The sequence below is a fragment of the Labrenzia sp. ATLA3 genome, assembly GCF_057180185.1.
In genome coordinates, this window is sequence record NZ_JBXUKV010000007.1 from 417902 (window position 1) to 443695 (window position 25794).

26 protein-coding genes are annotated in these 25794 nt (G+C 57.9%); 13 read left to right on the forward strand and 13 right to left on the reverse strand.

Annotated elements, in window-relative coordinates; genetic code table 11:
* Nucleotides 1-5 precede the first annotated feature (5 nt).
* Nucleotides 6-797: a COG3904 family protein gene (locus AC2A6O_RS21085; RefSeq protein ID WP_148585538.1), complete on the forward strand. Its 792-nt coding sequence runs from the start codon at nucleotides 6-8 to the stop codon at nucleotides 795-797.
* Nucleotides 798-1242: 445 nt separating this feature from the next.
* Nucleotides 1243-2427: an ankyrin repeat domain-containing protein gene (locus tag AC2A6O_RS21090; RefSeq protein WP_498929989.1), complete on the forward strand. Its 1185-nt coding sequence runs from the start codon at nucleotides 1243-1245 to the stop codon at nucleotides 2425-2427.
* A gap of 251 nt (nucleotides 2428-2678) precedes the next feature.
* Here AC2A6O_RS21090 and AC2A6O_RS21095 read toward each other — a convergent pair whose 3' ends face one another.
* A complete protein-coding gene (locus tag AC2A6O_RS21095) occupies nucleotides 2679-3347 on the reverse strand; it encodes an FMN-dependent NADH-azoreductase (RefSeq protein WP_498929991.1) in 669 nt (222 codons plus the stop codon).
* Between the two features lie 115 nt (nucleotides 3348-3462).
* Here AC2A6O_RS21095 and AC2A6O_RS21100 point away from each other — a divergent pair, with 115 nt between their 5' ends.
* On the forward strand, nucleotides 3463-4362 hold the full coding sequence (locus AC2A6O_RS21100) for a LysR substrate-binding domain-containing protein (protein WP_498929993.1): 900 nt from the start codon (nucleotides 3463-3465) through the stop codon (nucleotides 4360-4362).
* Nucleotides 4363-4544: 182 nt separating this feature from the next.
* Here AC2A6O_RS21100 and AC2A6O_RS21105 read toward each other — a convergent pair whose 3' ends face one another.
* Nucleotides 4545-5744, reverse strand: a complete 1200-nt coding sequence (locus AC2A6O_RS21105) for an aminotransferase class V-fold PLP-dependent enzyme (protein WP_498929995.1) — start codon at nucleotides 5742-5744, stop codon at nucleotides 4545-4547.
* A gap of 253 nt (nucleotides 5745-5997) precedes the next feature.
* On the opposite strand from AC2A6O_RS21105, the gene AC2A6O_RS21110 reads away from it, so the two are divergent.
* The 3 genes from AC2A6O_RS21110 to AC2A6O_RS21120 all read left to right on the forward strand — a co-directional run bounded on the left by AC2A6O_RS21110 (nucleotide 5998) and on the right by AC2A6O_RS21120 (nucleotide 8758).
* A complete protein-coding gene (locus AC2A6O_RS21110; protein WP_498929997.1) occupies nucleotides 5998-6450 on the forward strand; it encodes an Lrp/AsnC family transcriptional regulator in 453 nt (150 codons plus the stop codon).
* 598 nt (nucleotides 6451-7048) lie between these two features.
* Complete coding sequence (locus tag AC2A6O_RS21115; RefSeq protein ID WP_498929999.1) at nucleotides 7049-7615, forward strand: OsmC family protein; 567 nt, start codon at nucleotides 7049-7051, stop codon at nucleotides 7613-7615.
* A 111-nt stretch (nucleotides 7616-7726) separates the two neighbouring features.
* Complete coding sequence (locus AC2A6O_RS21120; protein WP_498930001.1) at nucleotides 7727-8758, forward strand: NAD(P)H-dependent flavin oxidoreductase; 1032 nt, start codon at nucleotides 7727-7729, stop codon at nucleotides 8756-8758.
* Nucleotides 8759-8833: 75 nt separating this feature from the next.
* Here AC2A6O_RS21120 and AC2A6O_RS21125 read toward each other — a convergent pair whose 3' ends face one another.
* Nucleotides 8834-9535 carry a winged helix-turn-helix transcriptional regulator gene (locus AC2A6O_RS21125; RefSeq protein ID WP_498930003.1) on the reverse strand — a complete coding sequence of 234 codons (702 nt, stop codon included), beginning with the start codon at nucleotides 9533-9535 and terminating at the stop codon, nucleotides 8834-8836.
* A gap of 144 nt (nucleotides 9536-9679) precedes the next feature.
* On the opposite strand from AC2A6O_RS21125, the gene AC2A6O_RS21130 reads away from it, so the two are divergent.
* The 3 genes from AC2A6O_RS21130 to AC2A6O_RS21140 are packed head-to-tail and all read left to right on the forward strand — an operon-like array spanning nucleotide 9680 to nucleotide 12019.
* Nucleotides 9680-10240, forward strand: a complete 561-nt coding sequence (locus tag AC2A6O_RS21130; RefSeq protein WP_498930005.1) for a carboxymuconolactone decarboxylase family protein — start codon at nucleotides 9680-9682, stop codon at nucleotides 10238-10240.
* Entirely contained in the window at nucleotides 10237-11472 is a 1236-nt protein-coding gene (locus AC2A6O_RS21135) for an NAD(P)-binding domain-containing protein (RefSeq protein WP_498930007.1), read from the forward strand. The genes AC2A6O_RS21130 and AC2A6O_RS21135 overlap by 4 nt, the downstream gene beginning before the upstream one ends.
* 16 nt (nucleotides 11473-11488) lie before the next feature.
* Complete coding sequence (locus AC2A6O_RS21140; RefSeq protein WP_498930009.1) at nucleotides 11489-12019, forward strand: GFA family protein; 531 nt, start codon at nucleotides 11489-11491, stop codon at nucleotides 12017-12019.
* Nucleotides 12020-12172: 153 nt separating this feature from the next.
* On the opposite strand, the gene AC2A6O_RS21145 is transcribed toward AC2A6O_RS21140, so the two are convergent.
* From AC2A6O_RS21145 to AC2A6O_RS21175, 7 genes are all read right to left on the reverse strand, one after another.
* Entirely contained in the window at nucleotides 12173-12787 is a 615-nt protein-coding gene (locus tag AC2A6O_RS21145) for a GNAT family N-acetyltransferase (protein ID WP_498930011.1), read from the reverse strand.
* Nucleotides 12788-13133: 346 nt separating this feature from the next.
* The gene (locus AC2A6O_RS21150; RefSeq protein WP_498930013.1) at nucleotides 13134-13817 is read right to left on the reverse strand and encodes a GntR family transcriptional regulator; all 684 of its coding nucleotides are present in this window, start codon (nucleotides 13815-13817) and stop codon (nucleotides 13134-13136) included.
* Nucleotides 13818-13850: 33 nt separating this feature from the next.
* On the reverse strand, nucleotides 13851-14759 hold the full coding sequence (locus AC2A6O_RS21155; protein WP_498930015.1) for an aminotransferase class IV: 909 nt from the start codon (nucleotides 14757-14759) through the stop codon (nucleotides 13851-13853).
* A gap of 18 nt (nucleotides 14760-14777) precedes the next feature.
* Nucleotides 14778-15560, reverse strand: a complete 783-nt coding sequence (locus AC2A6O_RS21160; RefSeq protein ID WP_498930017.1) for an amino acid ABC transporter ATP-binding protein — start codon at nucleotides 15558-15560, stop codon at nucleotides 14778-14780.
* Nucleotides 15553-16218 (reverse strand): amino acid ABC transporter permease, encoded by a 666-nt coding sequence (locus AC2A6O_RS21165; RefSeq protein ID WP_498930019.1) that lies wholly within the window; start codon nucleotides 16216-16218, stop codon nucleotides 15553-15555. Before AC2A6O_RS21165 ends, AC2A6O_RS21160 begins: the two co-directional genes overlap by 8 nt.
* Nucleotides 16215-16889 carry an amino acid ABC transporter permease gene (locus AC2A6O_RS21170; protein WP_498930021.1) on the reverse strand — a complete coding sequence of 225 codons (675 nt, stop codon included), beginning with the start codon at nucleotides 16887-16889 and terminating at the stop codon, nucleotides 16215-16217. Before AC2A6O_RS21170 ends, AC2A6O_RS21165 begins: the two co-directional genes overlap by 4 nt.
* 15 nt (nucleotides 16890-16904) lie before the next feature.
* Nucleotides 16905-17741, reverse strand: a complete 837-nt coding sequence (locus AC2A6O_RS21175; RefSeq protein WP_498930023.1) for a transporter substrate-binding domain-containing protein — start codon at nucleotides 17739-17741, stop codon at nucleotides 16905-16907.
* A 514-nt stretch (nucleotides 17742-18255) separates the two neighbouring features.
* Here AC2A6O_RS21175 and AC2A6O_RS21180 point away from each other — a divergent pair.
* Nucleotides 18256-19662, forward strand: coding sequence for an aldehyde dehydrogenase family protein (locus tag AC2A6O_RS21180; RefSeq protein ID WP_498930025.1), 1407 nt, complete (start codon nucleotides 18256-18258; stop codon nucleotides 19660-19662).
* Nucleotides 19663-19732: 70 nt separating this feature from the next.
* Nucleotides 19733-21388, forward strand: coding sequence for a GMC family oxidoreductase (locus tag AC2A6O_RS21185; protein WP_498930027.1), 1656 nt, complete (start codon nucleotides 19733-19735; stop codon nucleotides 21386-21388).
* A 205-nt stretch (nucleotides 21389-21593) separates the two neighbouring features.
* Here AC2A6O_RS21185 and AC2A6O_RS21190 read toward each other — a convergent pair whose 3' ends face one another.
* The 3 genes from AC2A6O_RS21190 to AC2A6O_RS21200 form a co-directional block, all read right to left on the reverse strand.
* Nucleotides 21594-22550, reverse strand: coding sequence for a helix-turn-helix domain-containing protein (locus AC2A6O_RS21190; RefSeq protein WP_498930029.1), 957 nt, complete (start codon nucleotides 22548-22550; stop codon nucleotides 21594-21596).
* A gap of 248 nt (nucleotides 22551-22798) precedes the next feature.
* Nucleotides 22799-23110, reverse strand: coding sequence for an EthD family reductase (locus tag AC2A6O_RS21195; RefSeq protein ID WP_498930031.1), 312 nt, complete (start codon nucleotides 23108-23110; stop codon nucleotides 22799-22801).
* 217 nt (nucleotides 23111-23327) lie between these two features.
* Complete coding sequence (locus AC2A6O_RS21200) at nucleotides 23328-24218, reverse strand: LysR family transcriptional regulator (protein ID WP_148582359.1); 891 nt, start codon at nucleotides 24216-24218, stop codon at nucleotides 23328-23330.
* 219 nt (nucleotides 24219-24437) lie between these two features.
* Between AC2A6O_RS21200 and AC2A6O_RS21205 the strand changes: the two genes are divergently transcribed.
* Together AC2A6O_RS21205 and AC2A6O_RS21210 are read left to right on the forward strand one after the other, a co-directional pair.
* The gene (locus tag AC2A6O_RS21205) at nucleotides 24438-25151 is read left to right on the forward strand and encodes a hypothetical protein (RefSeq protein ID WP_498930033.1); all 714 of its coding nucleotides are present in this window, start codon (nucleotides 24438-24440) and stop codon (nucleotides 25149-25151) included.
* Nucleotides 25152-25190: 39 nt separating this feature from the next.
* Nucleotides 25191-25775, forward strand: a complete 585-nt coding sequence (locus tag AC2A6O_RS21210) for a YceI family protein (RefSeq protein WP_498930035.1) — start codon at nucleotides 25191-25193, stop codon at nucleotides 25773-25775.
* Nucleotides 25776-25794: the final 19 nt, after the last annotated feature.

Consider the following 25794-nt stretch of genomic DNA (forward strand, 5'->3'; position numbering starts at 1 on the left):
ACGACGTGTTTTCCGAGCGCTTTGATACGTCGCGGATAACCATCCAGCGCAGCTTGAAATGGGTCCTGATCGCACAGGCGCTTCTGGCGGTCGTTCTGGTGCTTTTGGATTTGCCAACTCAATGGATGCCGCGGCTCGGCGGGAACGATGCCCTGCCGACCGGCCCGACGACTCCCGGCGATCAGGTAAGGCGTTACGAACCAACCCGAACCTTTCCCGACTTTACTCAACCACCTACGCCGTCGACCATCGAAATTCCTGGTGAGATGCCTCCCAGGCTCCAGTTCAAGGTGGTGGACGGGGGCGAACAGGATGACGCAATTTTCATGAATGGCCGGATCTCATCCGGAGACGCTCAACGCTTTGAAAGCTTCCTGGCCAGCCTGGAGGACGTCCCCAAGGTGGTTACACTCCATAGCCCCGGCGGAAATGTGAGTGAGGCATTGGCAATAGGCCGGAGCCTGCGCGCAGCTGACCTGGAGACCGCGCTGCAGCCTGGTCTGGTCTGCCTGTCTTCGTGTCCTTACATCTTTGCGGCCGGCGTGAAGCGTTCAGCATCCAAAACGTCAGCCATCGGCATGCACCAGCATTTCTATGATGCCCCCGGCTACATGCCTGTTTTCCTGGCGGTGGAAGAGATTCAGTACGGCCAGGGGGATACCATGAAATACCTCATCGAGATGGGTATCGACCCAGGCCTGATGGTTCATTCTCTCAACACGCCCCCCAAGGAAATCTACATTCTGGCTGAAGATGAACTTCTCGATACCAAGCTTGCGACGGACATTCTGGACTGAACGCCATTGAGCAGAAGTCGTATCGAGGCCCCTGAACGCCGGCCTGCGGACGCGTTGCAGATCGTCGGCAAGGTTCCGCGCTCTGCCGCTCTGTCCACCTGGAACGAGCTCAAGACGGGTAATACAGCCCGCTTGCTCTCATCGGGTTTAGCTGACATTTACGCGCTGATAAGTTGTTGCGGTGCGGTCTACCAAAGCCGCCATTCATTGCATCCGCGAAGACGGGTGGCTGCCAGATGCCGGCACTGCGGACAAACCGGACCTCAGGCTCGCGAGTTTGAATGTCTGGATTTCGGGCGAGTCGGTTGAATACACATTGTCGGGCTCTCCATCGTGCTTGCCCATGACTTTGTCTTTCCGCACAACACAGTTGCGATAGTCTGGAGCTACTATTAATCAACCGGCAAATTGAACGTCGCCTAACACAATCGGAATTCACGCAAAAATGCCCGCAAAGCTCTGTCTCAGCCTTGTCGTCTGGGTTGCAATTCTGTCAACCCCGGCATTGAGCCAATCATGCACCGAGTTGTGCGACCCAGAATGGTGGTCAAAGGCCACCGACTCGGAAGTACAACAAAAGCTGAACGTATCGGACCTGGAGGCGACCGACGAAAATGGGGACACTGCCCTTTTGAATGCGTTGGGGAATGAGGACCTGCGTGCCGTGAAAGCGCTGCTTGCTGCAGGGGTCAACGTCAACACCAGGTTTTATCGAGGCTATACCCCGCTCATGTATGCCGCCGAGGAGAAAAATGCGGAAATCATGCGCCTGCTTCTAAATGCCGGCGCTGATCCAAACGTACAGCGAGAATCCGGCGAAACAGTCCTGATGGATGTGCTTGCGTATGATCGGGTTCCAGAAATCGTGCCTGACCTGCTGGCCGCAGGTGCGGACCCCAATGCGCGAGAGACTGAAAACGACTTCACACCACTTTTGTGGGCCGTTTTGAACAATGATCTTGGTTCCGTCATTGCGTTGATTGGCGCGGGCGCGGATATATCGGCCCAAGGCGCCTATGACACACCATTGCTCTCACATGCCATACGCGATTCGAGCCTGGAGATGGTTACGCTGCTGATTGCCAACGGAGCGGATGTGAATGCCCGTGACGAAGATGGAGCAACACCGTTGATGGAAGCTGCTTTTGAGGACAATGTTCCTGCTGCGAAAGCTCTGTTGGCCCAGCACGCGGATGTGGAAATTCAAGATAAACATGGTGGCTCTGCCCTCATGATGGCAGCGGCGAATGCATCACCCGAACTGATCGTCCAATTACTGAACGCAGATGCCAAACTTGAAATCAAAGATAACAATGGTTTTACCGCTTTCATGCGTGCAGCGTATAGAGGGAAAACTGAAAGCGTCCTTGTGCTCGCTGGTGCCGGGGCAAACATTGACGCACATGACAACTGGGGACGCACTTCTTTGATACTTGCAGCGTCATTAGGTCGTTATGAAGAAACTGTCTTGGCACTTCTTGATCTTGGTGTTGACGCGAACGCACGAAGCGACGATGGCGTGAATGCTATCGAAGTTGCCCGGAAATCCAGGAACTATCGCGATGACGAAGTGATGATGAGTGATGCCGTACTCAAGCGTCTCGAAAACGCTACACACCTTGATCCTTAGCTGCCCGTCAATCAGGAGCAACCAGGGATCTTCGGCAGACATTCGTGTATCGCGCAGCATCGGTTGGTATGGCTTGGAGCCGACCTGCGGCAGCGCAGCGGCCCACGCGTGGTCGCCCCCATGCGCGACGTTACTTCCGGCCCTTTGAAGCTCGATATCAACTCCGTAATGGCGTTAAGCTGCCTGCAAAACGAATTGGTGGCGCGGATTTCAGTGCGCGCCACCTAGTGCTGTCGTCTCATAAGTTTGTTTCAAGCCGCCCGCGCAGCAGCTCCGGCCAATTCGGCGGCCAAGTCGCTGGTGCGGGCCTCTGCCATTTCAACCGAAGCCCGGTGACGATCGTCTTTAAACTCTTGGTATTCGATGGCGATAGTATCGATATGTCCCGGCGCGACGCCGAAGTAATGCGCACAAGCTGCCAGACCAAGGTCAAGCGCGTTGAGGTGAGCCCTTACACCCCCCTGAGCAAAACCAAATTCACCGCGCGCTGACAGCACCACCAGCCGTTTTCCTGACAGGATCGGCTCGATCGGCGCATCGCCGCGTGCAAGATCAAAGGAAAAGGTCTTTCCGATCCGTGCAACCTGGTCAATCCAGCCTTTTAATGCGGTAGGCATCCCGTAATTGTACATCGGCGCTCCCATGACGAGGATATCCGCCGCTTCCACTTCCTCGATCAGTTCGTCGGACAGGGCTAGGCGCTCGTTCATCCACGGCTCACGCTCGTCGGGCGGGGTAAAGGCGGCATGAATGAAATTTTGATCAATTGCGGGAATGGGGTTCAACCCGACATCCCGGGTGATCACCTGCGTTTCCGGTGCGTTGGCCAGAAATGTACTCGTGAATATCCCGGTCAGGTGTCGTGTCAGAGAGCGTTCTTCAAGCTGGGCGCTTGCATCAATTCGCAGCAGAGTAGGCATTGGCAATCTCCTGAGGTTTTGCACTACACATTTTGCCTACCAAGCGGTTTATTCTCTGGCGAAGGCGAATTTTTCAGGGCATGGATGAATGAGATTCACCTAGGCGCAACACCGAATGGAAAGGATAGAGATGCGGCGCTTGCCTCCACTTCACGCGCTACGCGCCTTTGAAGCCGCCGCCCGGCATCTGCATTTCGCCCGTGCCGCGGCAGAGCTTCACCTAACGCCGACCGCGATCAGCCACCAGATCCGCCAACTTGAAGAGATCTTGGAAGTGAAGCTCTTTCACCGCTATCCTCGACCAATCCGCCTTACGGCGGAAGGCGAGGCATTATACCCGGTGCTGTGCGAGAGTTTCGACCGTATGGCTCAGGCCATCTCAGGTCTTTCCCAGTTGGATCAAGGCCGCCCGTTGACGGTTTCCGTAACTGTGGCATTCGCCAGCTTCTGGCTCATGAGGCGCCTGCCCGCATTGCACAGTCAGACCGGGTTGAATCTGAAAATCGAGGCCGACAACCGACCGGTGGACCTGTCTGCCAGCGATGTCGACTTCGCGGTTCGCTATGCAGGTCAAGCGGGCACGGAAAATCAGTGGTTGCCGCTATTTAAAGACAGTCTGATTCCGCTCTGCGCGCCGGACGTGCTGCGTCGGCATCAGGTCAACGAAGACGCCGATATTCTTCGCCTGCCGCTGATCCAGTACCGCTGGAATTGCGGCGCGGAAGCGCCACCCAACTGGCAACGCTGGTCGCGCGCAGCCCGGCTTACAGGCGAGGTGCCAGAGGTCACTCAGCATTTCTCCGAAGAAATCAATGCTATCGACGCGGCGCTTGCAGGTCAGGGTGCGGTACTTGCTTCCAGCGTATTGGCCGCCTCCGCCGTCGCAGCCGGGCACCTGGTACGCCTTTCTGAAGCGAAATTGCCCGGCAGAACTTTTTGGGCTGTGAGCCTCAGCGATCATCCGCGTTTTCCTGAAGTAGAGCGCTTCGCTTCATGGGCACGGTCTTGCGAGTAAAATTGCCTCTACATCAATTTCCAATGACTAGCCAAACTGAAAAAGTGTTTCCTACGCCTTTCGGTTTGACCAAGGTAGGGGTCTGAACGGCAGCCTTACCAAACCTTTTGGACCATCACTAAAGGAGCACGCAGATCGGATTTTGCCATTGCTGCTGGCTCGTAATTCACTGCCTCAACCAATTAGTGGATAGCCCAAATTGCCTCGACAAACCGTTCGATTTCATCCTCGTTATTGAAATAGTGCACCGATGCCCTCAGGAGCGAGGGCAATCCACGTAGTTCTAAGTCGAGGCGCGCGTAGGCAAGACAGGACACCGACACGTTGATGCCCTGATCTCCCAGCATTTCTGCCATGCGCGCCGGATCGACCCCTTCTTTCCGAAAGGAGACGATGCCGCATTTCTTTGCGCCAAGATCATGAATGCTCACACCGTCAACCTGTCTGAGCGCCTCACGCAGCATTTCGGCCAGCCTCGCCACCCGCGCTTCGATGGCCGGCAACCCAATCCGTCGCGCGTAGCGCACCGCGGTCATCAGGCCGACCCGCCCTGCAATATAGCTTTCCCAGTTCTCGAACCGGCGGGCACCTTTGGCTAGCTCGTAGCTGTCAGGCCCCGTCCAATGCGCCGAATGCAGGTCGATAAACGGTGGATCAATCTGGGCGAGAACCGCGCGCCGGACATAGAGAAAACCTGTCCCGCGCGGTCCGCGTAGATATTTCCTACCCGTCCCAGCAAGGATGTCACAGCCGATCTTCTGAACGTCCACATCAATCTGACCGACTGATTGGCACGCGTCGAGCATGTAGAGAAGACCATGCTTGCGCGTAATCGCACCCACAGCCTCGGCCGGGTTCACCAAGCCGCCTTGCGTCGGTACGTGGGTAATCGCCACCAGTCGGGTCCTCGGCCCAATTAGCTGCTCAAGGCCGGCCACATCAATCTGGCCCGTGTTATCCGACGGCGCGAGGTCGATGTGAAGGCCTTTCCGCTTTGCTTGTTGCAGAAAGGCCAGATAGTTTGAGGCGTATTCCGACCCATGGGTGATGATCCGGTCGCCCGATTTCAGATCCAGCCCGTAGAACGCCATGTCCCAAGCCCGGGTCGCGTTTTCGACATATGCAATTTCGTCAGAATGCGCGTTCAGAAGCCCGGCGAATTCAGTATAGAACGCGGCGAGGTCATCGCCGGCCCGACCTTCGGCCTCGTAACCGCCGACATGATATTCGTTTTGCAGCACCGTCTGCAGCGCACGGAATACCTCGCTTGGCATCAGCGATGCACCGGCGTTGTTGAAGTGAAGGACATCTTCGCAGGACGGCACGTCAGCCCGCACCTGATCGATATCGATCCGCGTTATATGGGGTGCAGTTTCGTTCATTTTTTTCTCTCGAGACTTTCTGATATCTTCAAGTAGATCAAATTGTTTCATGCGGAGCGGCAGGAGCGCCTTAGCGCGGGTTTCTGGTTTCTGGTTTGGTCAACATCACAATCTCCCTTGTTGTGAACGTCTTAGTGCTATTAGATTTACTAACGGCCGGGTCGTGAATTGCCCGCGCAAAACAAGAAAATCTCGCGATTTCTGGTGGCTCGTGCGAGAATCTCGCAAATCTACTCAAGGAGGTTGAATCGCATTGGAGAGCCTCGACAGCTTCGACCAGCGCATTCTCGCACTGCTCAAAGTCAACAGCCGTCGAACCGGAGAACAACTTTCGGAAGAGGTTGGCCTGTCACCGGCTGCCTGTTTGCGTCGGGTGCAACGACTACGAAAGGTTGGTGCCATTGAACGCGAAGTCGCGGTCATTTCGCCCAAGCTCGAAGATCGCGGACTGGTGATCGTCGTTCTCGTGACCATTGATGGCCATAGCCCGCGTTTGATGGACGAGTTTTGTCAAAGGCTTCGTCAGGAATCCCTTGTCAATCGCCTTCTTTGGGTTACGGGCGACGACGACATCGTGCTGGTTCTGCACTGTGCATCAATGGAAGAATTCGACGAGTTTGCGCAGACTTACATCAATCACGAGCCGGTTACAGGCTACAAGACACTGGTATCGATGCGCGAATACCAGACCTGGGACGCTGGATGAGACCGTGCTCGACGGCCCGTGGCGTGCTGAGCTAGAACATTGGGAAAGAGCACCTGAACTGAAGTCGACAACGCCCTGGTGCAACGCAAGCTCGCCATGTGCCGGGCATTGCATCGACCACGACGCTGAAGCCGATGGGCAGATTGACCGACAATCGGCTTTTGGCAACGCCTCAGCCGCCACGCTGCGTTTGAAGGTCAGCCGTACGTCATTTTGAACATCAATGCGACTTGCGGCGTCCGACAAATTGGGCTCGAAGCCGACTTGCGGCGCCACAGCATCCCGATCCTGACCTTGGCTGGCGCCTGGTCGACAAAAACGTCCCAAAGCTGCCGTTGCTCCAACTCAATGTTGCTACGGTGCGGCTCGTTGAAGGAGACGTTTGTGGCGACGGCCAGGCCAGGACACGCGGCAAAGTCGGCAGAGCGGACTATCCAGCCGTTCACTCGGGTAGGCCGCATAACCGCGCCCATTTAACTACCATTTATGTAGTGAGTTGCTTTCGAGCGTGAAGTATCTCGCGGTCCGTCAAGTCCTTAGAAGTCACCTCAAGGCGCGGAAATCAATCAGCGCAGGATGTATTAATGAGGAAATTACAATGACGACACGGACTCACAACGGAACCGTATCAAACGGCGTCAATACTGAAGCTCTGATCGGGGCGCGGGGCGCCTTTGCCGAGATGCCCGAAGCCGCGTCTTTTACGTTTCGGAGCATCTGCGACTGGGTTGCCGGTTCCGAAAGCCGGAACACGATCAACGGTTACTTCGGGCTGGGCCAGGACCACGCCCGCAAACAGACCTTCACCATCAGTTCGGATCATCCGGAGGTTTTCGCTGCCCCCGACACGGCCCCGACACCTCCCGAAATTGTCCTGTCGGCTCTCGCAAGCTGCCTGACCGGCGGCGTCGCTGCAGTCGCACAACACCGGGGCATTCAGTTGCGCAAGGTGCGAGCCCGCGTCGAAGGTGACATGGACATGCGCGGAATTCTGGGCATGGACCCGGAAATTCGCAACGGCTTCAGCGCGGTACGTGTCACATTTGAAATCGAGGCGGATGCCAGCGATGACGATATTCGTGCCTTGATCGCCCAATCACAAAAAAGGTCGGCGGTTTTCGATCTGATGACCAACCCGACCAACGTCCATGTGACGGTGGCCTGACTCCGGGCACAAAAGGACAACGAGCGTCGCGCGCATTGCATCGACCACCTTCATTGGTGCCGGCCATGCCGGGCTCGCGGTACAATGCGTACGGCAAAATTGGAGAGTGTCATGTTGCCCAGACGGCCCGGCGAACGATTCATCACAGCCTTTACAAAGCTTGTCGGCGTGGAGCACCCAATCGCCCTGGCCCCCATGGGGGGTGTGGTTGAAAGTGATCTGGCAGCAGCCGTCGGCAATGCGGGCGGCTATCCAATCATGCCGCTATCATGGAGCGGGCAAGACATCATCGAGACCGAACTGCAAAGCCTGCGCGCAAAGACGAATGCCCCCTTCGCCGTCAATCTTTGCCTTGACATGCCACAAGACGCGCGGCTGGAGCATTGCCTTTCCTACAAGCCGAATGCCGTGCACTTCTTCTGGGGTGACGCGGCCCCATACGTGAGCCGGGTCCATGCACATGGCGCGCTGGTGATCCAGACCGTTTCGGATTCTGAAGAGGCAAAGCGGGCTGTCGCAGCCGGAGTGGATGTGCTGGTTGCACAAGGCTGGGAGGCTGGCGGGCATGTGCGCAGTACCATCGCGACAATGTCGCTGCTTCCTGCCGTGGTAGACGTTGCGGGGTCCGTACCCGTATTGGCCGCAGGCGGCATATCGGACGGGCGCGGGCTGGCGGCAGCCTTGTGTCTTGGGGCAAGTGGCGCCGTGATGGGGACGCGGTTTCTGGCAACCCCGGAAAGTGCGGCTCACAAGGATTACATCGCGCGCCTCATTGCGGCCGATCACGGCGATACGCTGGTTGAAACGGACCTTTACAACGTCGGCTGGCCAAACGCACAGCACCGCGTTTTGCGCAATGCACTGGCGGCCCGTTGGCTGGCAGAGGGGCGCCCGGACAACACATCAAGACATCGCGCGGGCGAGACAGTCGCACAGCGCGGCGAGGCGAGGATCCGTACATATCAATCCACGACCCCACACCGCGAGATGACGGGAGAAATTGAGGCCATGTCCATGTGGGCAGGTCAAAGCGTCGGCTTGGTGAATACGATTGAGCCCGCCGGTGCTATCGTTGAGCGCGTGACGCATGAGGCACGAACGATCCTCAGATCAACCTCTTTGGATTCCGCATCTGGGGTGTAGCCGTTTCCATACCCTACGGATTTAACCGGATTGGTCCTCCTCAAACCATTTCGTCTTCATTTAAGGGTCGACACCCTAGCTTCCCGCAAGGATTTCCTCGGCATTGGGCAGGCTGGCGAAAATACAATCCGACAGCCAGTGCGAGAGGTTGCGCGTCAGGGCAACCGGCCCGATGATCTCCATCGCACCTGATGCTTTGGCGGCTTTGTAACTTGTACGCCCCAACCAGGCATCCGCCATCGCGCGAACCCTGGTTTTGACAAAGACATCGACATCCAACCCCGGGTCGGTCGTGCAGACATCCACGTTTTCACCTTCCGCCGTGATCCACCATTTCGGCTGCTCGGGGAAATCCGTAAACTGAAACAGCACGACAGTTTTACCGCCGGGCAGGTTTTCCGTTACAACGCTGCGCTGAAGGTAAAGCATCAGCAGTTCAACGTCGTAGTCGGCATCGCTCATGAAGGCCTTGGACCATTCCATGCCCCAGCTGCCAAGCGCCAGCAAAATCGGCTGAAGCTGTTTGCAACTGGATGTCGGTATAAATTCGTGACCTCTTCCGCCCTGTATCCGGCGCTTGTAGACAAGGTCATACTGTTCCAGCGTGGCCAATCTGCGGGTCAGCAGCGTTGGCGAAATGGCTCCCAACCCCCGTTGAAGCTCCGAGAACCGGGTGCTGCCCATCAACAGTTCCCGGATGATCAGCAATGTCCATTTTTCACCGAGAATTTCGGTTGATTTGGCGATGGGGCACCACTGGCCATAGCTGTGGGACATAGAGCCAACTCCAGAATGTGTAGCGACCTACATCAATTCCTATAGTGCGTTGCTCCAACCTGTAAAGCATCCGGCAAAAGAAATGCCGGGTATCTCTGCTCGCACGATGTGGCCCATTGGCGGGCCCTGAAGCGGAGAAACCCCATGACTTTACCAATCCACTCCATTGAAACAGCGGCTCCCCAAGCCCGTCCAATCTTCGATGCAATTGCCCAGGCGCGCGGCTTTGTGCCCAATGTCTACGCCGTTTACGGCGCGCATCCCGAGGCGATGACAGGCTTTGCCGGGCTCACTGGCGCTTTTGGGGCCAGCAGCCTGACGCCGGCCGAACGCGAGGTGGTCCAACTGGCGGTCAGCGTTGCCAATCAGTGTCGGTATTGCGTTGCCGGCCACACGGCCTTTGCCGCCGAGGCGGGGCTGGAAGAGGTCCATGTTCAGGCGATGCGGAATGGCCAGGACCCCGATGATGATCGGCTTGGCGCTCTGGCACGGTTCGCCCGGAAACTGGCAACGGATCGCGGACGTAACGCACTCGCAGAACATGCAGCGTTTCTGGCGGCAGGCTATGCCCCCGAACAGGCGCTGGAGGTCATCATTGGCGCGGCGAACAAGACCCTCAGCAATATGACGGCCAACCTCCTGGACTTGCCACTGGATGCCGAATTCGCGCCCTTTGCCTGGTCTCCATTGGAGGATGCGGCATGAAACATATACCCACACTTATCATTGGCGCCGGGCAGGCCGGCCTTGCCATGAGCCACTGTCTGAGCGAGCGGTCAGAGCCGCATGTCGTGCTTGAACGCGGCGAGGTTGGCAATTCGTGGGCGCATGAGCGGTGGGATAATCTCACCATGCAATCACCCAACTGGCAAAGCCGGCTGCCGGGCTATTGCTACAACGGCCCCGATCCGCATGGGTATATGACCATGCCCGAGGTTCTGGCCTACCTGAAGTCCTACGCCGCGCATTCCGTCGCGCCGGTCGAGTCTGGGGTTACAGTCACCTCCGTCACACGTGGCAACGATCAGTTTGTCGTGACGACGGACAAGGGCGTCTGGCACGCCGCAAATGTGGTCATCGCAACCGGGGCCTGCAATCGTCCTGCTGTTCCGGTGTTTGCCAAGGAGGTCCCCCGTGACATCACGCAGATATCGCCCCTGTCCTATCGCAACCCTTCGCAATTGCCCGCAGGCGGTGTCCTAGTCGTTGGGGCATCTGCAACAGGTGTGCAGCTTGCCGCGGAGATCCGTGCATCCGGCCGCCCGGTCATCCTTGCGACGGGCAACCACATCCGCATGCCGCGGCACTACCTTGGCCATGACATCACCTGGCTGATGGAGCAATCCGGGCTCTACTCAACCGCTCTTGACGACATAGATGACATCACGCGTGCCCGCTCACTGCCGTCGCTGCAGCTCGTTGGTGACCGCTCGCGGCGGTTCCTCGACCTCAACGCGTTGCAAGGCATGGGGGTCGAGATAGTCGGTCGGCTGGTTGGGTGCCAAAAGGGGACACTCCAGTTTTCAGGCGCACTGGCGAATGCGATAGCGCTCTCTGACCTCAAGATGAACCGGGCATTGTCGGTGATAGACGTCTGGGCACAGCAGAGCGGTCTGACCTTTGCGGAGGCGCCACGTCGCTTTGCACCAACATTGGTGCCGGACATGCCACGCCTCACCCTGCCTCTTGCACGTGGCACGATCTCCACCATCGTCTGGGCTTCGGGCTTTCGGCCCGACATGTCGTGGTTGCACTTGCCACACTTTGACGGAAAGGGACGGCTTCAGCACCGGGGTGGCATCGTGGCGCCCGGTCTCTACGTGCTGGGGCTGCCGTTCCTGCGCACCCGAAAATCCACCTTCCTTGGCGTTGTTGGTGACGATGCCCGCGCTCTCGCAAAGCATATTTGTGAAACCCGAGGCCAAATGGCCGCCTGATCTGATGGAGGTTTCCATGACACCACAACGCAATTCAAGGATCGATGCAGGCGCCACCCGGCAGATATCGCTGCCCTGTGAAGGCGGATGCACCTGTGGAAGCGTCCGCTATCGCCTTCTGGCCACACCGCTCATCATCCATGGGTGCCATTGCAGCCTGTGCCAGCGGCAGACAGGCAGCGCATTTGCGATCAACGCACTTGTGGAGGCCGAAAACGTGGAGGTTCTGTCAGGCGATATAGATATGCTCAAGGTCATGACGCCGAGCGGGATGGGGCAGACAATCGCCCGCTGCGCCAAATGCCATGTTGCCGTCTGGAGTTATTATCACAAGCATGAGCTGAATGAACGGATCCGATTTCTCAGGGTCGGGACCCTGGATGACCCCACGTCGTTTCCGCCAGACGTCCATATTTTCACATCGACCAAGCTGCCCTGGCTGTCCCTGCCCAAAGGTGTCCCGGCGGTAGCCAGGTTTTACAAGGTGACTGAAACATTCTCGCATGACAGCCTCGCACGGAGAGCGAAGCTTTTGGAAGCTGGATGAACCATTTGCCCTGATCAATGCCAAAGCCTGTCTGGGCAATCCGTGTTCGACTCGAACCGGCCGGCGCCGTCCGTGACCGGGCCCTTTTCAATATGGCAGTGGATAGGAAACTGCGCGGCTGCGATCACGCTGACGCAGCCGCCCCAGGGAGGTTTAACGGTGTTTCCATTCATGCTGCAGAATGGCGTACTGCATGGTGTTTTCGTAGATGGGATTTCCGGCGCTGTCGTTCTGGAACGTCACATATTCCAGGAATAGGCCTTCCATTCGCATGCCCAGCTTTTCGCAGAGCCGGCGCGACGGGGCGTTGTGGTCCTCAACATACGCATAGATGCGCCTTGTGCCTTGATGAGTGAACAACTCGGAACACAAGGCCTGTGCCGCTTCGAACGCATAACCCTTGCCGCTGAACAGTGGATTGAAATTCCAGCCCACAGAAACCGTGTCAGCTTGTTGAGGGTTTTCCGGATCATCTGGCCCAGCAGCATCTGAATGGAAGAACAGGTCGCCTATGAGCTGACCTGTTTCCTGCAGGCAGACGGCGGCACAGCCATCGTCGACAGCGCGTCTCCGGACCTCACTTTCGGCTGCAGCCAGATCGGCGAGTTTTAGCGAGAAGAAGCAACTCGCGATGGGCTCGCGCAGATAAGCGAACAAGGCCTCCGCATCACCTTCACGGAAAGTCCTGATAGCCAGACGCTCAGTTTGGATCGTTTTCAACTGCTCAATTTCCTGCATTCCAGACTGATCGAAAACCAGCGGCGTCATCTCACGTTTCTCTGACGCGCTCCTCGCGCGACCGCTTTATGGCACATTTGCATAACCTTCAAGCGACCCTGATGACGTCGGAAGCGGACGCAGTGACAGGCTCGCGCACGATGGCGCTCTTTCATCGTGGCGCCCCAAACTCAAAATGTCGGGACGCGGCCAGGAGCGGTTATTGATCGTTGTCTCAATCAATGTTCGCTTCACGCGCTCAAGTCGGTCGTTCTAACTTCCGGACGGACTTCCGCGATCCGGACACTTCCCACACTGCGAGAAACTGTCCGATTTAGACCGATATGCTTACTCGTTGCGTAAGATATTTGGGCCAGAGCAGAAACTGGGAGCGATTTCATCCATCGAGATAGTCTTCCATCTGGACGATGCCGCGCTGCATATGCGCTTCGATTTCGTCCAGCATCCGGTCGAGGTTGTCCCCCAGGGCGAGTTGGACGTAGCGTTCATGAGCGTCGTCGATAGGTGCGGTTCGTCCGTGCGCCCGCTGATGGACCGCCAGGTAAAACTGTAAGCGGCCCGCGATCCGCAGCCAGCTTTCATGCAACAAGGTGTGACCGCAGAATTCGTAAACGAGAGAATGCAGTCTCACTTCCGCTTCGCTCGATGCCACGTGGTCGGACAGCTGTTGCGTCCCCAGCAGCTTCTTGTGACGGGCCTCAAGCTCCGTGGCAAAGGCCTCGCTACGTGAATTCCAGATTTCCTTGAAGGCCAGGCTCTCAAGACAGGTCCGCAGCGTATAGATTTCGCGCACGTCCTTTGCTGTCAATTTAAGAACGCGTGTCCCGGTATAGGGGACGGAGACCACCAGTCCCTCGGAGGCCAGGAGACCCAGCGCCTCGCGCAAGGGGCCGCGGCTTACGCCGAAACGGGCGGCGAGCTCTGTTTCCCGCAGTTGATCGCCGGCTTCGATCTCACCGCTGATGATCGCCCGTCGCAAATCCGCAGCAATCCGATCGCTGAAGGTCTCGCGCTTGAGCGGTGCGACAACTTGCGTGCCAGCTGGTGCAGCTTCGTTCACGCTGTCATTCCTCCTCATTTGAGTGTCTTTTCGTCAGTGCAAGATCCATTCGCGATAGACGTCGCTGACTTCAGCTGTGACTGGCCCCGGTTTGCCGGCCCCGATCATCCGGCCGTCAATTCTGACAACCGGGGTCACCCCGCCCAAGGTTCCGGTCACAAATGCCTCGTCCGCAGAGTAAGCTTCCGCCAGGGTGAAGTCCTTTTCGAATACGGCACCGCCATTTGCACGCCAGCTGTCAATAACGGCGCGTTGTGTCAACCCCTTGAAGGAAAACGACCCGGTCGAGGTCCAGAGTTCACGTCCGCGAATGACGAAAAAGTTGGTGGAGTTGCAACTCGCAACGAAGCCGCGGGGATCAAGCATCAGCGCTTCATCCGCGCCGGCATTGATCGCCTGAATGAGCGCCTGGATCAAATTGAGCCGGCTGTGCGAGTTCAGCCGCAAATCGAATACGTCCGGACTGCTGGTTCTGAAGGTTGACGTGAACAGCGCCAGTCCCTTTGCCTTGGCCTCTGGTTTGGGAGCCTTGTACTCGGCGACGATGACCAGTGTCGCCTTCCCGATCACGAAGCGGGGGTCCTGATTGGGCGTGCTCTTCAGGCCGCGCGAGACCATGAGCCTTATGTGGGCTCCATCTTTCATTCCGTTGGCATCGAGGGTTTCGTGGATCGCTGCCTTCAGCTCGTCCCGGCTGCGCCCGATGTCGAGCGCAATCGACGTCGCGCCTTCATAGAGTCGGTCCAGATGTGCCTCCAGCTGAACGATCCTGCCATCGATCAGGCGGAGCCCCTCCCAAATGCCATCACCGAGCACAAAACCGCTGTCAAAAATGGAGACTGTCGCCTTGCTGCGAGGCACAAGGTTTCCATCCACATAAACCAGGACGTTTTCATTGCGCGGGTCCGCGACATATCCTTGGGCGCTGTTGTTATGTGTCATTAGGGATTTCGATCCTCGTTAAAAATGAAAACGCTGGTGGTCCGCCAGAAACTGTTGCGTCCGCGGCCGCTTCGGTTTTCTCAGCACTTCATCGGGCGTTCCGGTTTCATAAATGCCGCCTTCGGCCAGAAACACGATCCTCGTCGCCATGTGATAGGCAAATCCGATCTCGTGGGTGACCAGAAGCATCGTTCTGCCTTCGTTGGCGAGTTGTTCGATAACACTCAGAACCTCTCCCACAAGAGCAGGGTCGAGCGCCGACGTGGGTTCATCGAAAAGAAGAATTTCCGGGTCCATGGCCAGTGCGCGTGCAATCGCCACACGTTGTTTTTGTCCGCCCGACAGTCGCGACGGAAAATCGTCCGCCTTCTCGGCGAGGCCCACTCTTTGAAGTTCGCTCAACGCCCTTTCGCGCGCCTTGTCGGCAGCAATGCCTTTGACGACCTTTAGTCCTTCGGCAACATTGTTGGCGACGGTCATATGCGGAAACAGATTGAACTGCTGGAACACCATGCCGACCTTCTGCCGCAGGGTGCAGAGCTCACGCTCGGCGTATTTCACAGCGCCTGAGCGCCCCTTGCTGCCGACGGTCTTGCCATCGACGGTAATCTCTCCACTGTTCGGCGTCTCCAGTACGTTGACGCAGCGCAGAAGCGTGCTCTTGCCCGAGCCCGAAGCTCCGAGAATGGCTATCCGGTCGCCCGCATTGACCTCCAAGTCAATGTTCTTGAAGACCTCTACCCCGCCGAAAGACTTGGCAAGCCCGTTAAGTTGAAGAATAGGACCGGTCAAATTAGTCACTCCGGGCAAGGCGTCGTTCGACAGCGTAGGTCACGCGCACAATGGGGTAGAGAATAATCAGGAAGATGGCCGCGATGACCGTGTAGACCTCAAGCGGATTGAAGTTGAGCGAGGCAATAAGCTTGCCCTGCTGTAGCAACTCGACATAGGCAACGACGGAGGCAAGCGTGGACATCTTGAAAATCTCGACGCCACGATTGGTCAATGACGGTATGACGCGGCGGATGGACTGGGGGAGGATGATCCGGCGCATGCACTGGAGCCAGGTCATGCCCAATGCTCTGGCAGCTTCCCATTGGCCTGGTTCGATCGACTGAATGCCACCGCGAAAGATCTCAGCGGAATAGGCCGCGGAGTTCAGCGAGATTCCCAGAATTGCGGCCAGGAACGGACTGACTTCGATCGGAGCCAGAATGGGGAGTGCGTAGTAGAACCAGAGAATTTGAACAAGCACCGGCGTATTGCGGAAGAACTCCACGAACGCGGTCGAAAGCCAGCGTACGGACCTTCTGGACGAGCGGCGCCCCAGGCCAACGATCAGGCCGACGCTCATGCCGATCACCAGGCAAACGACGAAGAGCTTCAGCGTGCCGGCAACGCCGATTGCCAGGGCCCACCAGTTGTCAAAGACGCTGGCAAAATTCCAGTGGTAGCTCATCGGGTCATCTCCCCACTGCGAGCGAAGCGTCTTTCAAGGCGGGCGGCAAGGAAGCTGATGAAGGAGATCGAGATGAAATAGATGAGAGCCACGACAGTATAGACTTCGAGTGGACGGAATGTTTTCTGCGCCAGCTCGTTTGCCTCGTACAGCAGGTCCGCATAAGAGACCGTGGCGACAAGCGTCGTGGTCTTCATCAACTCGATCGACCGTTCCATCATCGAGGGAAACATGCGCTTGACCGCCTGAGGCAAGATGATCCGCCGCATCAACTGGCCGTGGGTCATGCCGATCACGCGTGCGGCCTCCCACTGACCTTTTTCGATGGAGACAATTCCGGCGCGAAAGATTTCGGCAAAAAACGCCCCACTTTGGATTGTGAATGTCAAAGCCGCCGCCAGGAACGGCGTCATCTCCACCGACAGAATAATCGGAAGGCCGAAATAGAACCAAAAGAGCTGAACAAGAGGCGGAGTTGTCCGAAATACCTCGATAACGATGCCCGCCGGCAGACTGAGCAGCCGGCGGTGCGAGAGCCTTGCCAGGGCAAGAAGCAAGCCGACGACAAGACCGCCCGTGAGAGCGGTTGCCGTGAGGATGAGCGTGTTGCGAAAACCGGCCAACAAGAGGCCGCTTTCGCTCAGCACTGGCAAAAAATCCCAGTTATACATCGCGGAATTCCCAGATCAGAGCAGTTCCTTGATGACGGGCGGGGCTGCCTTCGGATTGAGGCCGAAGCCGGTCAGGAAGTCCTCATACCAGCCCTGGATTTTGCCGGAGCTGTAGTAGTCCTTTAGCTGGCTATCGACAAAGGCGACGAATTCACTATCGCCCTTGCGCACCGCGGCGCTCGTCGGATTGGATTTGACCGGTGAGGGGACCACGATTTTGCCCGAGCCTAGTTTCTGACGGGCGGCAATCAGCGGCGGATGGAACAGACAGACAGCGTCGACGCGACCGGACTGGAAAGCTGCGATCGCCTCGGTGTTGCCGGGGAAGCGCTGAATGTTGGCTTTGCCGACGTTTTCCGTCAGGAACTTGTCCATGCTGGTTGCCTGCGGCACGGAAATCTTGATATCCGGCTTGTTCAGGTCTTCCCATGTCGTCACGGGCAGATCGTCCTTAGCCAGAAGCGCCAATGAGTAATAAAGCAGCGGCGCTTGAGGGAAGTCAGCGGCCTTCTTCCGCTCTTCCGTGGCGTCGAGGACGAACATGATATCGATCTTGTTGCTCTGAAGGGCGGCGACCGCCGTTCCCCAAGTCACTTCCACCGGCTCAAATTTCACGCCGAGAGCTTCAGCCATTGCCTTGCCTGCAGAAACGCCGACGCCTGACGTCCATTCACCGGTAGCCGGATCCTTGGAATACCACGGCGGCGCCTGGGTGACGCCAACCCGCAGTGACCCGCGCGCCTTGATATCTTCCATTGTGCCTGCGGCAAGTGCCGGAACAACACCGCCGGCGACGGAGGCTGCCAGCGCCGCCCCGGTCAGGAGTGAGAATTTCCTGCGCGTAATCTTCATAACACGATCCCCTCTTGTTTTTTGGATCAGATTTTCGACACAGCATTGAGCAGCCATATTGTAGGATTGTCAACAATTATACAATTTGGGAAAATTCCAAGCCTCATTTGTCGACGCCATGAGGGTCTGCTGGAACGAAGAGATCCGGGGAAGATGGGGTTCCGAACAGCGACAATAGTCTGCTCATCGCAGCAGAAGACGTGAACGACAAAAACTGCCAGGAAGAGCCGACACGAAAACTATGGGCGAAAGTCGGCTTCTCTCGATTGACGGCCGCTAGCTGCCAACCCGCCCCTTTCCGGTCATTCGTATCGACCGCAGCAAAAGTCCGCTCTCCGCCCATTTCCGTTGAAAAACTCGGGTTGCATGGAACGGAACAGCGTCCCTGCTTCTGCTTGGCGCGATTCCCCATAACAGCTGGCACAGCCTGCCAAGACGCCATCGTCGGTCTCCCGGTACTCTCGACACGAAAAAGGACGGCGCGGATCCAAGCGCCCGGAGGGAGGAGACTTAAATGCTCGACAGGACACTTACGATCAACGGCGCGCAGGCTGCCACGGATTCAACATTCGAAGTGCGCAATCCAAGCACCGGAGAGATTGTGGGACACGCCCCGAATGCGACCGAGGCGACCCTCGACAAGGCCGTCGCCGCAGCGAAGGATGCATTCCCGGCCTGGGCCGCGACGTCTGACGAGACGCGTCAGGACATCTGCCGCCGGATTGTCCAGGTTCTTGCCGAAAACAGCGAAGAGCTGGCCGAACTGATCACGCGTGAACAAGGCAAACCTTTGAACGGGGCCGGCTCCCGCTGGGAGGTTGGTGGCGCCCAGGCCTGGGCCGCCCATACGGCGGAACTTTCGCTGCCGGTTGAGGTGCTGCAGGACGACGAGAACGGCTTTCTCACGCTGCACCGCCGGCCGCTTGGCGTCGTCGGCTCGATCACCCCGTGGAACTTCCCGCTGATGATCGCGGTTTGGCACGTGCTGCCGGCACTGCGGACCGGCAACACCGTTGTCATCAAGCCATCGCCCAATACCCCGCTCGCGACCCTGCGCATGGTGGAACTCGTCAGTGCACTGCTGCCGCCGGGGGTGCTGAATATCGTCACGGGGGATGACAAGGCGGTCAACCTCGGCGCGCTGATGTCGGCCCACCCGGATATTCGCAAGATCGTCTTCACCGGCTCCTGCGCAACCGGACAGCGCGTGATGAAGAGCGCCGCGGAAACCATGAAGCGGCTGACGCTGGAATTGGGCGGCAATGATGCCGGGATCGTTCTGCCGGATGCGGACCCCGAGGCTATCGCCGAGGACCTGTTCTGGGGCGCCTTCATCAACAACGGGCAGACCTGTGCCGCGATGAAGCGCCTTTACGTGCACGAAAGCATTCATGACGCGGTCTGCGATGCGCTTGTGGCTTATGCCCGGAACATCCCGGTTGGTGACGGGATGGATGAGGCAAGCATTCTTGGACCGGTGCAGAACCAGGCGCAGTTCGACAAGCTGAAGCGCCTCGTGGACGACGCCAAGACAAAGGGTCGGGTCCTTCTGGGGGGGACGCCTGGCGAGGGGCTTTTCTTTCCACCCACACTTATTGCAGGGCTTTCCAACGGAGATGCACTGGTCGACGAGGAACAGTTCGGCCCTGCCCTGCCTATTATCAGCTACTCCGACGTCGAAGATGCAATCGCTGCCGCCAATGCTCTGGAAACAGGCCTCGGCGGCTCGATCTGGAGCAGCGACAAGAAAGCTGCTCGCGCATTGGCGTCGCGGATGGAATGCGGCTCGGTGTGGATCAACAAGCACGGTGCAATCCAGCCCAATGCCCCGTTCGGCGGCTTAAAGCAATCGGGACTCGGTGTGGAGTTCGGCGAAATGGGTCTTGCCGAATACACCGACATCCAGGTCGTCTTTTCCTGATCCGACAGCACACCGGGGCCGCGCAGGGAGGCGCGACCCCATTCAATTCATGTTCCAAGGGAGGAGCCTCATGACCGAAACAAAGAACACCCATCTCACCCGTCGATCATTTATCGGCCGTACAGCGGTCGCTTCGGGCGTCCTCAGCCTCGGCGGCGGACTGCTGGGAGCGAGCGTGAACCCTGTCGACGCGCAGGAGCAGAGCTATGACTACGTGATCTGCGGCGCGGGCTCGGCCGGCTGTGTGCTGGCGAACCGCCTCAGCGAAGACGGGGCCCGCGTGCTGCTGATCGAGGCTGGCGGGCCGGACAGCACCGAGATGATCTCGACCCCGATGCGGCTCATTGAGCTGTGGGGCACCAAGTATGACTGGGGATACCAGACAGTCCCGCAGGAACACGCTGCAAACCGGCAGCTATTCTGGCCGCGCGGCAAGACGCTGGGGGGCTCTTCGTCTCTCAACGGCATGATCTATGTGCGTGGCAACGCGTCCGACTATGACGCCTGGGCGAGCGATTTCGGATGCGAGGGCTGGGACTATGAGTCCGTGCTTCCCTACTTCAAGAAATCCGAAGACTTCTCACGCGGCGCCAACAAATACCACGGTGAAGGCGGACCGCTCCATGTCACCGCCGACTACGAGCCGCACCCGCTTACGCGTGCCATGGTCGAGGCCGCGCAGGAGGCCGGCTATCCTTTCAACGAGGATACGAACGGCGCGCAACAGGACGGTGTGGCCTATGTCGATCTGAACACGAAGGACGGTGAACGTGCGTCAACCGCCGTGGCTTTCCTGCGCCCGGCGCTGGAGCGCGAAAACCTGACGCTGATCACTGATGCACGCGTGCTCAACGTGGAGTTTGAAGGGGACCGGGCCACCGGCGTGACATACCTTCAGGAAAACGAGACGCGGCGGGTCTCGGCCAACCGCGAAGTGATCGTCTCGGGCGGTGCGATCGAGAGCCCGCGCATTCTCATGATGTCCGGCATTGGACCTCGTGATCACCTTGAAGAGCTGGGCATCAAGGTCCGCCAGGATCTTCCGGGTGTGGGCAAGAACCTGAACGACCACACGCTGTGTCCGGTCATCTTCGAGGGCAAGAAGGAAATTCCTGCTCCTAGCGACATGGCGATCACGGTGCTGCATGCGCATGTCTTCATCCGCTCCGATGACGCCCTCCCGGGGCCTGACATGCAGCCGCTGTTTTTCCACGTGCCCTACTATACCCCCGAGATGGAACAGCCGACGGGCAATGCCTTCACGCTGAATGCCTCTGGCGTGCAGCCCGCGTCCCATGGCGAAATCCGGCTCTCGGGAAGCTCTATCGACGATCAGCTGCATATCAATCCGAAGGTGCTTTCGGATATGCACGACGTTGACATTCTGGTGAAGTCGATCCGTCAGATGCGCGAGATCGCGGCGCAGCCTGCGCTCGCCGAATGGAAGGGCCGGGAGATCTATCCGGGTGAAGAGCTTCAAAGCGACGAGGAACTTGCCGAATATGCGCGCTCGGCGGTGATGTCCTATCACCACCAGAACGGAACCTGCGCTATGGGCACTGGAGAGTTGGCAGTGCTCGACCCGGACCTTCGGGTTCGCGGCATCAAAGGCCTGCGTGTTGTCGACGCCTCCGTGTTTCCAAAGGTCATGGCAGGAAATACCAACGCGCCCGTCATCATGGTGGCCGAAAAGGCCGCGGACATGATCAAGGCTTCCCACGGCTGACGCTCAAGCGTCGAACGTGGCCTCCCGGCACCGCTCGCCCTGCCCGATGGGCGGGCGGTATTCCAAGGTGTGAACTCATGAATGAAGATGGCTTCACCGCATGTCGTCAGAATGCTTGACCGGGCATAAAGCCCGCTCCGCGCACCCTTCCTAACGCGGTTTCGTTATTCTCATGCCATTTCGCCTTCATTTATGCGTCCGCAACCTAGGCGGTGGAGCCGGCCTTCTTGCGAATGGCCCCTGGTGCGTCGCCGTAGCGCGTCCGGAAGCTTTTATGGAAATGCGAGAGGTCGTTGAAGCCCGAAGCGAAGGCGATATCGGCGACTGTCCGCTGCGGGTCGGAGGACAGCTGGCGATGCGCCCAGGCGAGCCGCACCTCCTGAATTGCCCTTGAGGGGGTTTCGTTGACCTTCGAAAAGATCCGCTGCACAGACCGGCGGGACATGCCCAGGTCGCGGCAGAGACTTTCCAGACAGTAGTTTGGGTCGCGCGCTTTCAGCTCGATCAGGTCGCGGGCCTGCCGCAGGCGCGCCATCTCCTCGGTCTCCAAGCTCGGCGTCTGCGTCTCACGGCACCTCAGATAGGTTCCAAGCAGCTCCACCAGCGTATCCGACAGACGTCCGGCCGTATCCGCCCCCGCCGAGAGCAGCTTCACCAGCACCGCCTCAAGCGCCACGTTCAGTGGATCTGATCGATCGATTGCCACCCCGCCAATGCAGGTCTGTCCCAATCGGCGCACAGTTTCCTCGCGTGGCAGATGGACCGAAATCTTGCGTGTTGTCTCATCGGCATACCGGAATTGAGAGGGGAACGCGGAATCGACCAGATGGAAAGAGCCCGGCTGCATAAGGCTCTCCGTGTCGCCTTGCCGGATGACGCTGCGCCCGCTTTGCTGATAGATGAGAAACAGGTTGCGCGCCGGATCATTGCGGATCATCCGCTCATCCCGCCAGACCGAGCTGACCCGGGTGGCCACAACCGCGGCGTTGAACTGTCCGAAAATCCGAGAGTCTATGGCGCCGGTGATATGATCGCTCTTGGCATGGGGCAAGATTTCGAAATTGCCACACACTTCCACCAGCCGATCGCGCGCGCACTCGATCGACACCGGGGTAGCGGCACTGAAGCCGCCCGGATCTGACATGACTTCCTGTTGAGACACACAAGCCTCCTCCACGGAGCACGCTAACCGATCCCCGCGGATACGCGCAATGCCATTATGCACTGAAGGCAGGGTCTCAACACGGGCCCGCCGGCCCCAAAATCAAACGGCGATCCGGCGGTCGCGCCAGGCTGACGAAGGTAAAACTTTTCGCGGTCATGCCCGCGACGATGTCATCTCAACTCGGTTCAGGTCAGAACCGTCGCCCCCGTCGTGAAGCGCGACGGGGTATGATGAACTCGGCGGGATCAGGCTTTTTCGTGAACAGTCTCCACGGGGAAATGGAAGACCTGGGCACCTTTCGGCGAATAGTTCGGGACGTCACCGGCCACCTCGCGACCCGCGTCCGAAGTCATTGCGGCCTCGAAGGCCTGCGCATCGTCGAAATAGGCCTGAAAGATGCAGAACACCTGTGCCGGGCCCATCGCTTCGGGAAAGGCATGGTGCATACTGCGCAGGCCCGGCAGACGTCTTACCAGAGGCAGGTGCTTGTCTTCGTAGTAACTCTTGAAAGCCTCGGTGTCGTCGGGTTGCGGATAGATGACTGTCAGGCAATGCATTGATTTTTCTCCTTACTCGGCCACGATCAGCGTCTTGCGACCGATCCAATGGCGCATTCTCTCTCGGGCGAACTCAAGTCCTCCCACTGCGCCTCGAGGGCATTGAAATTTTGGGGGGCCTCGTCGCAGATCGCCCAACCAACACAAGTTGGCGGTGCCTTTCACGGGGTCACATTCTTGACCTGCAACCAGACGGCATCAATGATCGTGCGCCCACCTATTTAAGATGCTTGAACCGGTCTGCCATAAAATCGATGAAGCGTCGGACCCTTGCTGAAAGATGGCGGGTGGGTGGGTAAACCGCATTGATGGCCAGCTTGGTCGCCATGTAGTCTGGCAACAGCGGTATCAATCTCCCCGACTTGATATCATCATCCACCATATATTGCAGTGACAACAAGAGGCCCTGCCCTTTCAAAGCCAAGGTCCGCGCACCGCTTGCGCTGTTGACCTTGAGACGCCCTTCAACCTGGTAGGTCACTGGCTGCCCATCTACCAGAAATGTCCATTTGTTTTGGGATTTGAAGTTCGTATCGATGATGCAGGCGTGATTTTCAAGATCATTGGGATTATTCAGATCGGGCGCGTTCGCGATGTATTCAGGGCTGGCGCAAAGGACAACGGGAACCATCCCGATCTGCCGGGCCAGCAAAGAGGAATCCTCCAAGTTTCCGATCCGAATGGCCAGGTCAATCCCTTCATCCAGAAGATTGACATAGCGATCCGTCAAATCGAGCGTTGCCGAGATTTCCGTATGTTCGGCGGAGAAGTCTGCCAGAGCCTCCACCAGATATTTTCCGCCAAAGCAATGGGGCGCGGTCAAACGTAGCTGCCCGCGCGGCGAGCAATGCTCCTGACGCACATCGGCTTTGAGCTCCTCGAAGTCCTCCACCAGCCGCGCGCACCGGTCATAGAATGCAACCCCGGTTTCGGTCATGTTCACCCGCCTTGTGGACCGGTGAAACAGTTGCGCGCCCAATTCGCATTCAAGCGCGCGGATGTATTTGCTTGCCAGCTGAGGCGTCATGTCCAGCCGTTCGGCAGCCGCCGTGAACGAGCCGGTGTCGGCCACCTTCAGAAAGGTTTTCAGAAGATCGATACGGTCCATGATTTACACCATAATGGCGATAATCATTCAATGAAAGCCATCTTAATCAACGAAAGCGAAATCTTTAAGTCTAGCCCAGAAGGAAATTTATAGAAATCGGGCAGACTGATGGATGTAGCTGACATAATTATCGCTTTTGTCGCTCCAATCGCTCTTGGATCTGGCCTTGGGTTCGTCGAGGAACGTGCTTTCGCTGAACCCAGGGTATCGGCAGTCACGATGGGTCTCGCCATTGCGGCCATCTACCTCCTGCACGAAGGCTTCCCGCCATTTCCTGCGATTACATCCAAACACAAGGTTGCCTATGCGCTCGCGGCAATTCCGGTGCTCGGGCTCATTGCTTTCAATCAGGTCTCATATCGCCGCGCCGCCCTTCTGGCCGTTGTTGCAGCGGTCACGTTTTTATGGCTAGTCCTGCGCCCCTTGACTGCGGGTCGGCTTGACTGGACCTGGCTTCTGCCTTTGGGAACAATTGCTGTCTGGACGCCAATGCTGGCGAAAGCACCAGATCTGTCCCGATCCCCCTTTACCTGGCCCGTCGCACACCTGGCGATGAGCGTGACGGCAAGCGTCCTTGCCTTATTGGGTGGCTTTCTTGGATTGGGGCAGGTGTTGCTGTCGTTGTCTGCGCTGCTGGCCGGATATGCCCTGGCGATGTTTGTTGCCACGCTGAAAAACGGGTCGCCGAACCAGGGCCATCCGATGATGACCTGGGTCGTTCAGAGTGGGTTGCTGATCCTGCTTGTCCAGCTGTCGACCTTTGCGACCAATCTCAGCACAGCAGCTTATCTGCTCCTTCTTGCGATGGCGGGACTGCCGCTCGCGGACGCGAAACTCTCTCGCTTGCCCATGCTTGTTCAACCCTTTGCTTTTGCAGCGCTCGCAATGTTGGCGGGGATCCCCGCCATCCTGCTGGCGCTGCGAAATTTCTGACCCCTTTAACCACCCACCCCCCTCTTGAAAGGATCAACTATGTCTGTCTTCTCACGTAAGGCCATTGCAGCTGCTCTGTTCATCACGACGTCTCCTGTGGCGCATGCTGCCGACCACTACACTGTCCATGAAGATCACACCTGGGTCACCTTCAGCGTCAATCACGCCGGATGGGCCAACGCGCGCGGCATTTTTCGAAATGTTTCGGGTGACATCTCATTTGACAAGGACGACGTCACCAACAGTTCTGTCTCCGTTGTGATTAAGTCCGAAAGCCTCGACACCAATTCTGAACAACGCGACCGCGACATGGGCGGTGCCGATTTTCTGAATATTGTCGAGTTCCCTGAAATTACCTTCGACAGCACCCGGATCGAGCAGACGGGTGAACGGACGGCGATTGTCTATGGCGACCTGACCATGATCGGAGTGAGCCGCGAAGTCGCGCTGGACGTGGTTTGGAACAATGAAATGCCACTGCCCTGGGACGCTTCGACAATCAAAACCGGCTTTTCAGCAACTGCAACCATCGATGGCACCGATTTCGGAATGAACCAGTTGAAGGCGTTTGGTCTTGGCCCGGTCGTCGATGTCGAGATCGATCTGGAAGCTTTGCGCCAGTGACGCGCTGCATGTGTGAGTG

Excerpts from the sequence above, each read along its gene's own strand:
- AC2A6O_RS21090 (WP_498929989.1), top strand. The coding sequence starts at position 1,243 with ATGCCCGCAAAGCTCTGTCTCAGCCTTGTCGTCTGGGTTGCAATTCTG.
- AC2A6O_RS21095 (WP_498929991.1), bottom strand. The coding sequence starts at position 3,347 with ATGCCTACTCTGCTGCGAATTGATGCAAGCGCCCAGCTTGAAGAACGC.
- AC2A6O_RS21100 (WP_498929993.1), top strand. The coding sequence starts at position 3,463 with ATGGAAAGGATAGAGATGCGGCGCTTGCCTCCACTTCACGCGCTACGC.
- AC2A6O_RS21105 (WP_498929995.1), bottom strand. The coding sequence starts at position 5,744 with ATGAACGAAACTGCACCCCATATAACGCGGATCGATATCGATCAGGTG.
- AC2A6O_RS21115 (WP_498929999.1), top strand. The coding sequence starts at position 7,049 with ATGACGACACGGACTCACAACGGAACCGTATCAAACGGCGTCAATACT.
- AC2A6O_RS21120 (WP_498930001.1), top strand. The coding sequence starts at position 7,727 with ATGTTGCCCAGACGGCCCGGCGAACGATTCATCACAGCCTTTACAAAG.
- AC2A6O_RS21125 (WP_498930003.1), bottom strand. The coding sequence starts at position 9,535 with ATGTCCCACAGCTATGGCCAGTGGTGCCCCATCGCCAAATCAACCGAA.
- AC2A6O_RS21130 (WP_498930005.1), top strand. The coding sequence starts at position 9,680 with ATGACTTTACCAATCCACTCCATTGAAACAGCGGCTCCCCAAGCCCGT.
- AC2A6O_RS21135 (WP_498930007.1), top strand. The coding sequence starts at position 10,237 with ATGAAACATATACCCACACTTATCATTGGCGCCGGGCAGGCCGGCCTT.
- AC2A6O_RS21140 (WP_498930009.1), top strand. The coding sequence starts at position 11,489 with ATGACACCACAACGCAATTCAAGGATCGATGCAGGCGCCACCCGGCAG.
- AC2A6O_RS21145 (WP_498930011.1), bottom strand. The coding sequence starts at position 12,787 with ATGACGCCGCTGGTTTTCGATCAGTCTGGAATGCAGGAAATTGAGCAG.
- AC2A6O_RS21155 (WP_498930015.1), bottom strand. The coding sequence starts at position 14,759 with ATGACACATAACAACAGCGCCCAAGGATATGTCGCGGACCCGCGCAAT.
- AC2A6O_RS21165 (WP_498930019.1), bottom strand. The coding sequence starts at position 16,218 with ATGAGCTACCACTGGAATTTTGCCAGCGTCTTTGACAACTGGTGGGCC.
- AC2A6O_RS21170 (WP_498930021.1), bottom strand. The coding sequence starts at position 16,889 with ATGTATAACTGGGATTTTTTGCCAGTGCTGAGCGAAAGCGGCCTCTTG.
- AC2A6O_RS21175 (WP_498930023.1), bottom strand. The coding sequence starts at position 17,741 with ATGAAGATTACGCGCAGGAAATTCTCACTCCTGACCGGGGCGGCGCTG.
- AC2A6O_RS21180 (WP_498930025.1), top strand. The coding sequence starts at position 18,256 with ATGCTCGACAGGACACTTACGATCAACGGCGCGCAGGCTGCCACGGAT.
- AC2A6O_RS21185 (WP_498930027.1), top strand. The coding sequence starts at position 19,733 with ATGACCGAAACAAAGAACACCCATCTCACCCGTCGATCATTTATCGGC.
- AC2A6O_RS21195 (WP_498930031.1), bottom strand. The coding sequence starts at position 23,110 with ATGCATTGCCTGACAGTCATCTATCCGCAACCCGACGACACCGAGGCT.
- AC2A6O_RS21200 (WP_148582359.1), bottom strand. The coding sequence starts at position 24,218 with ATGGACCGTATCGATCTTCTGAAAACCTTTCTGAAGGTGGCCGACACC.
- AC2A6O_RS21205 (WP_498930033.1), top strand. The coding sequence starts at position 24,438 with ATGGGTCTCGCCATTGCGGCCATCTACCTCCTGCACGAAGGCTTCCCG.
- AC2A6O_RS21210 (WP_498930035.1), top strand. The coding sequence starts at position 25,191 with ATGTCTGTCTTCTCACGTAAGGCCATTGCAGCTGCTCTGTTCATCACG.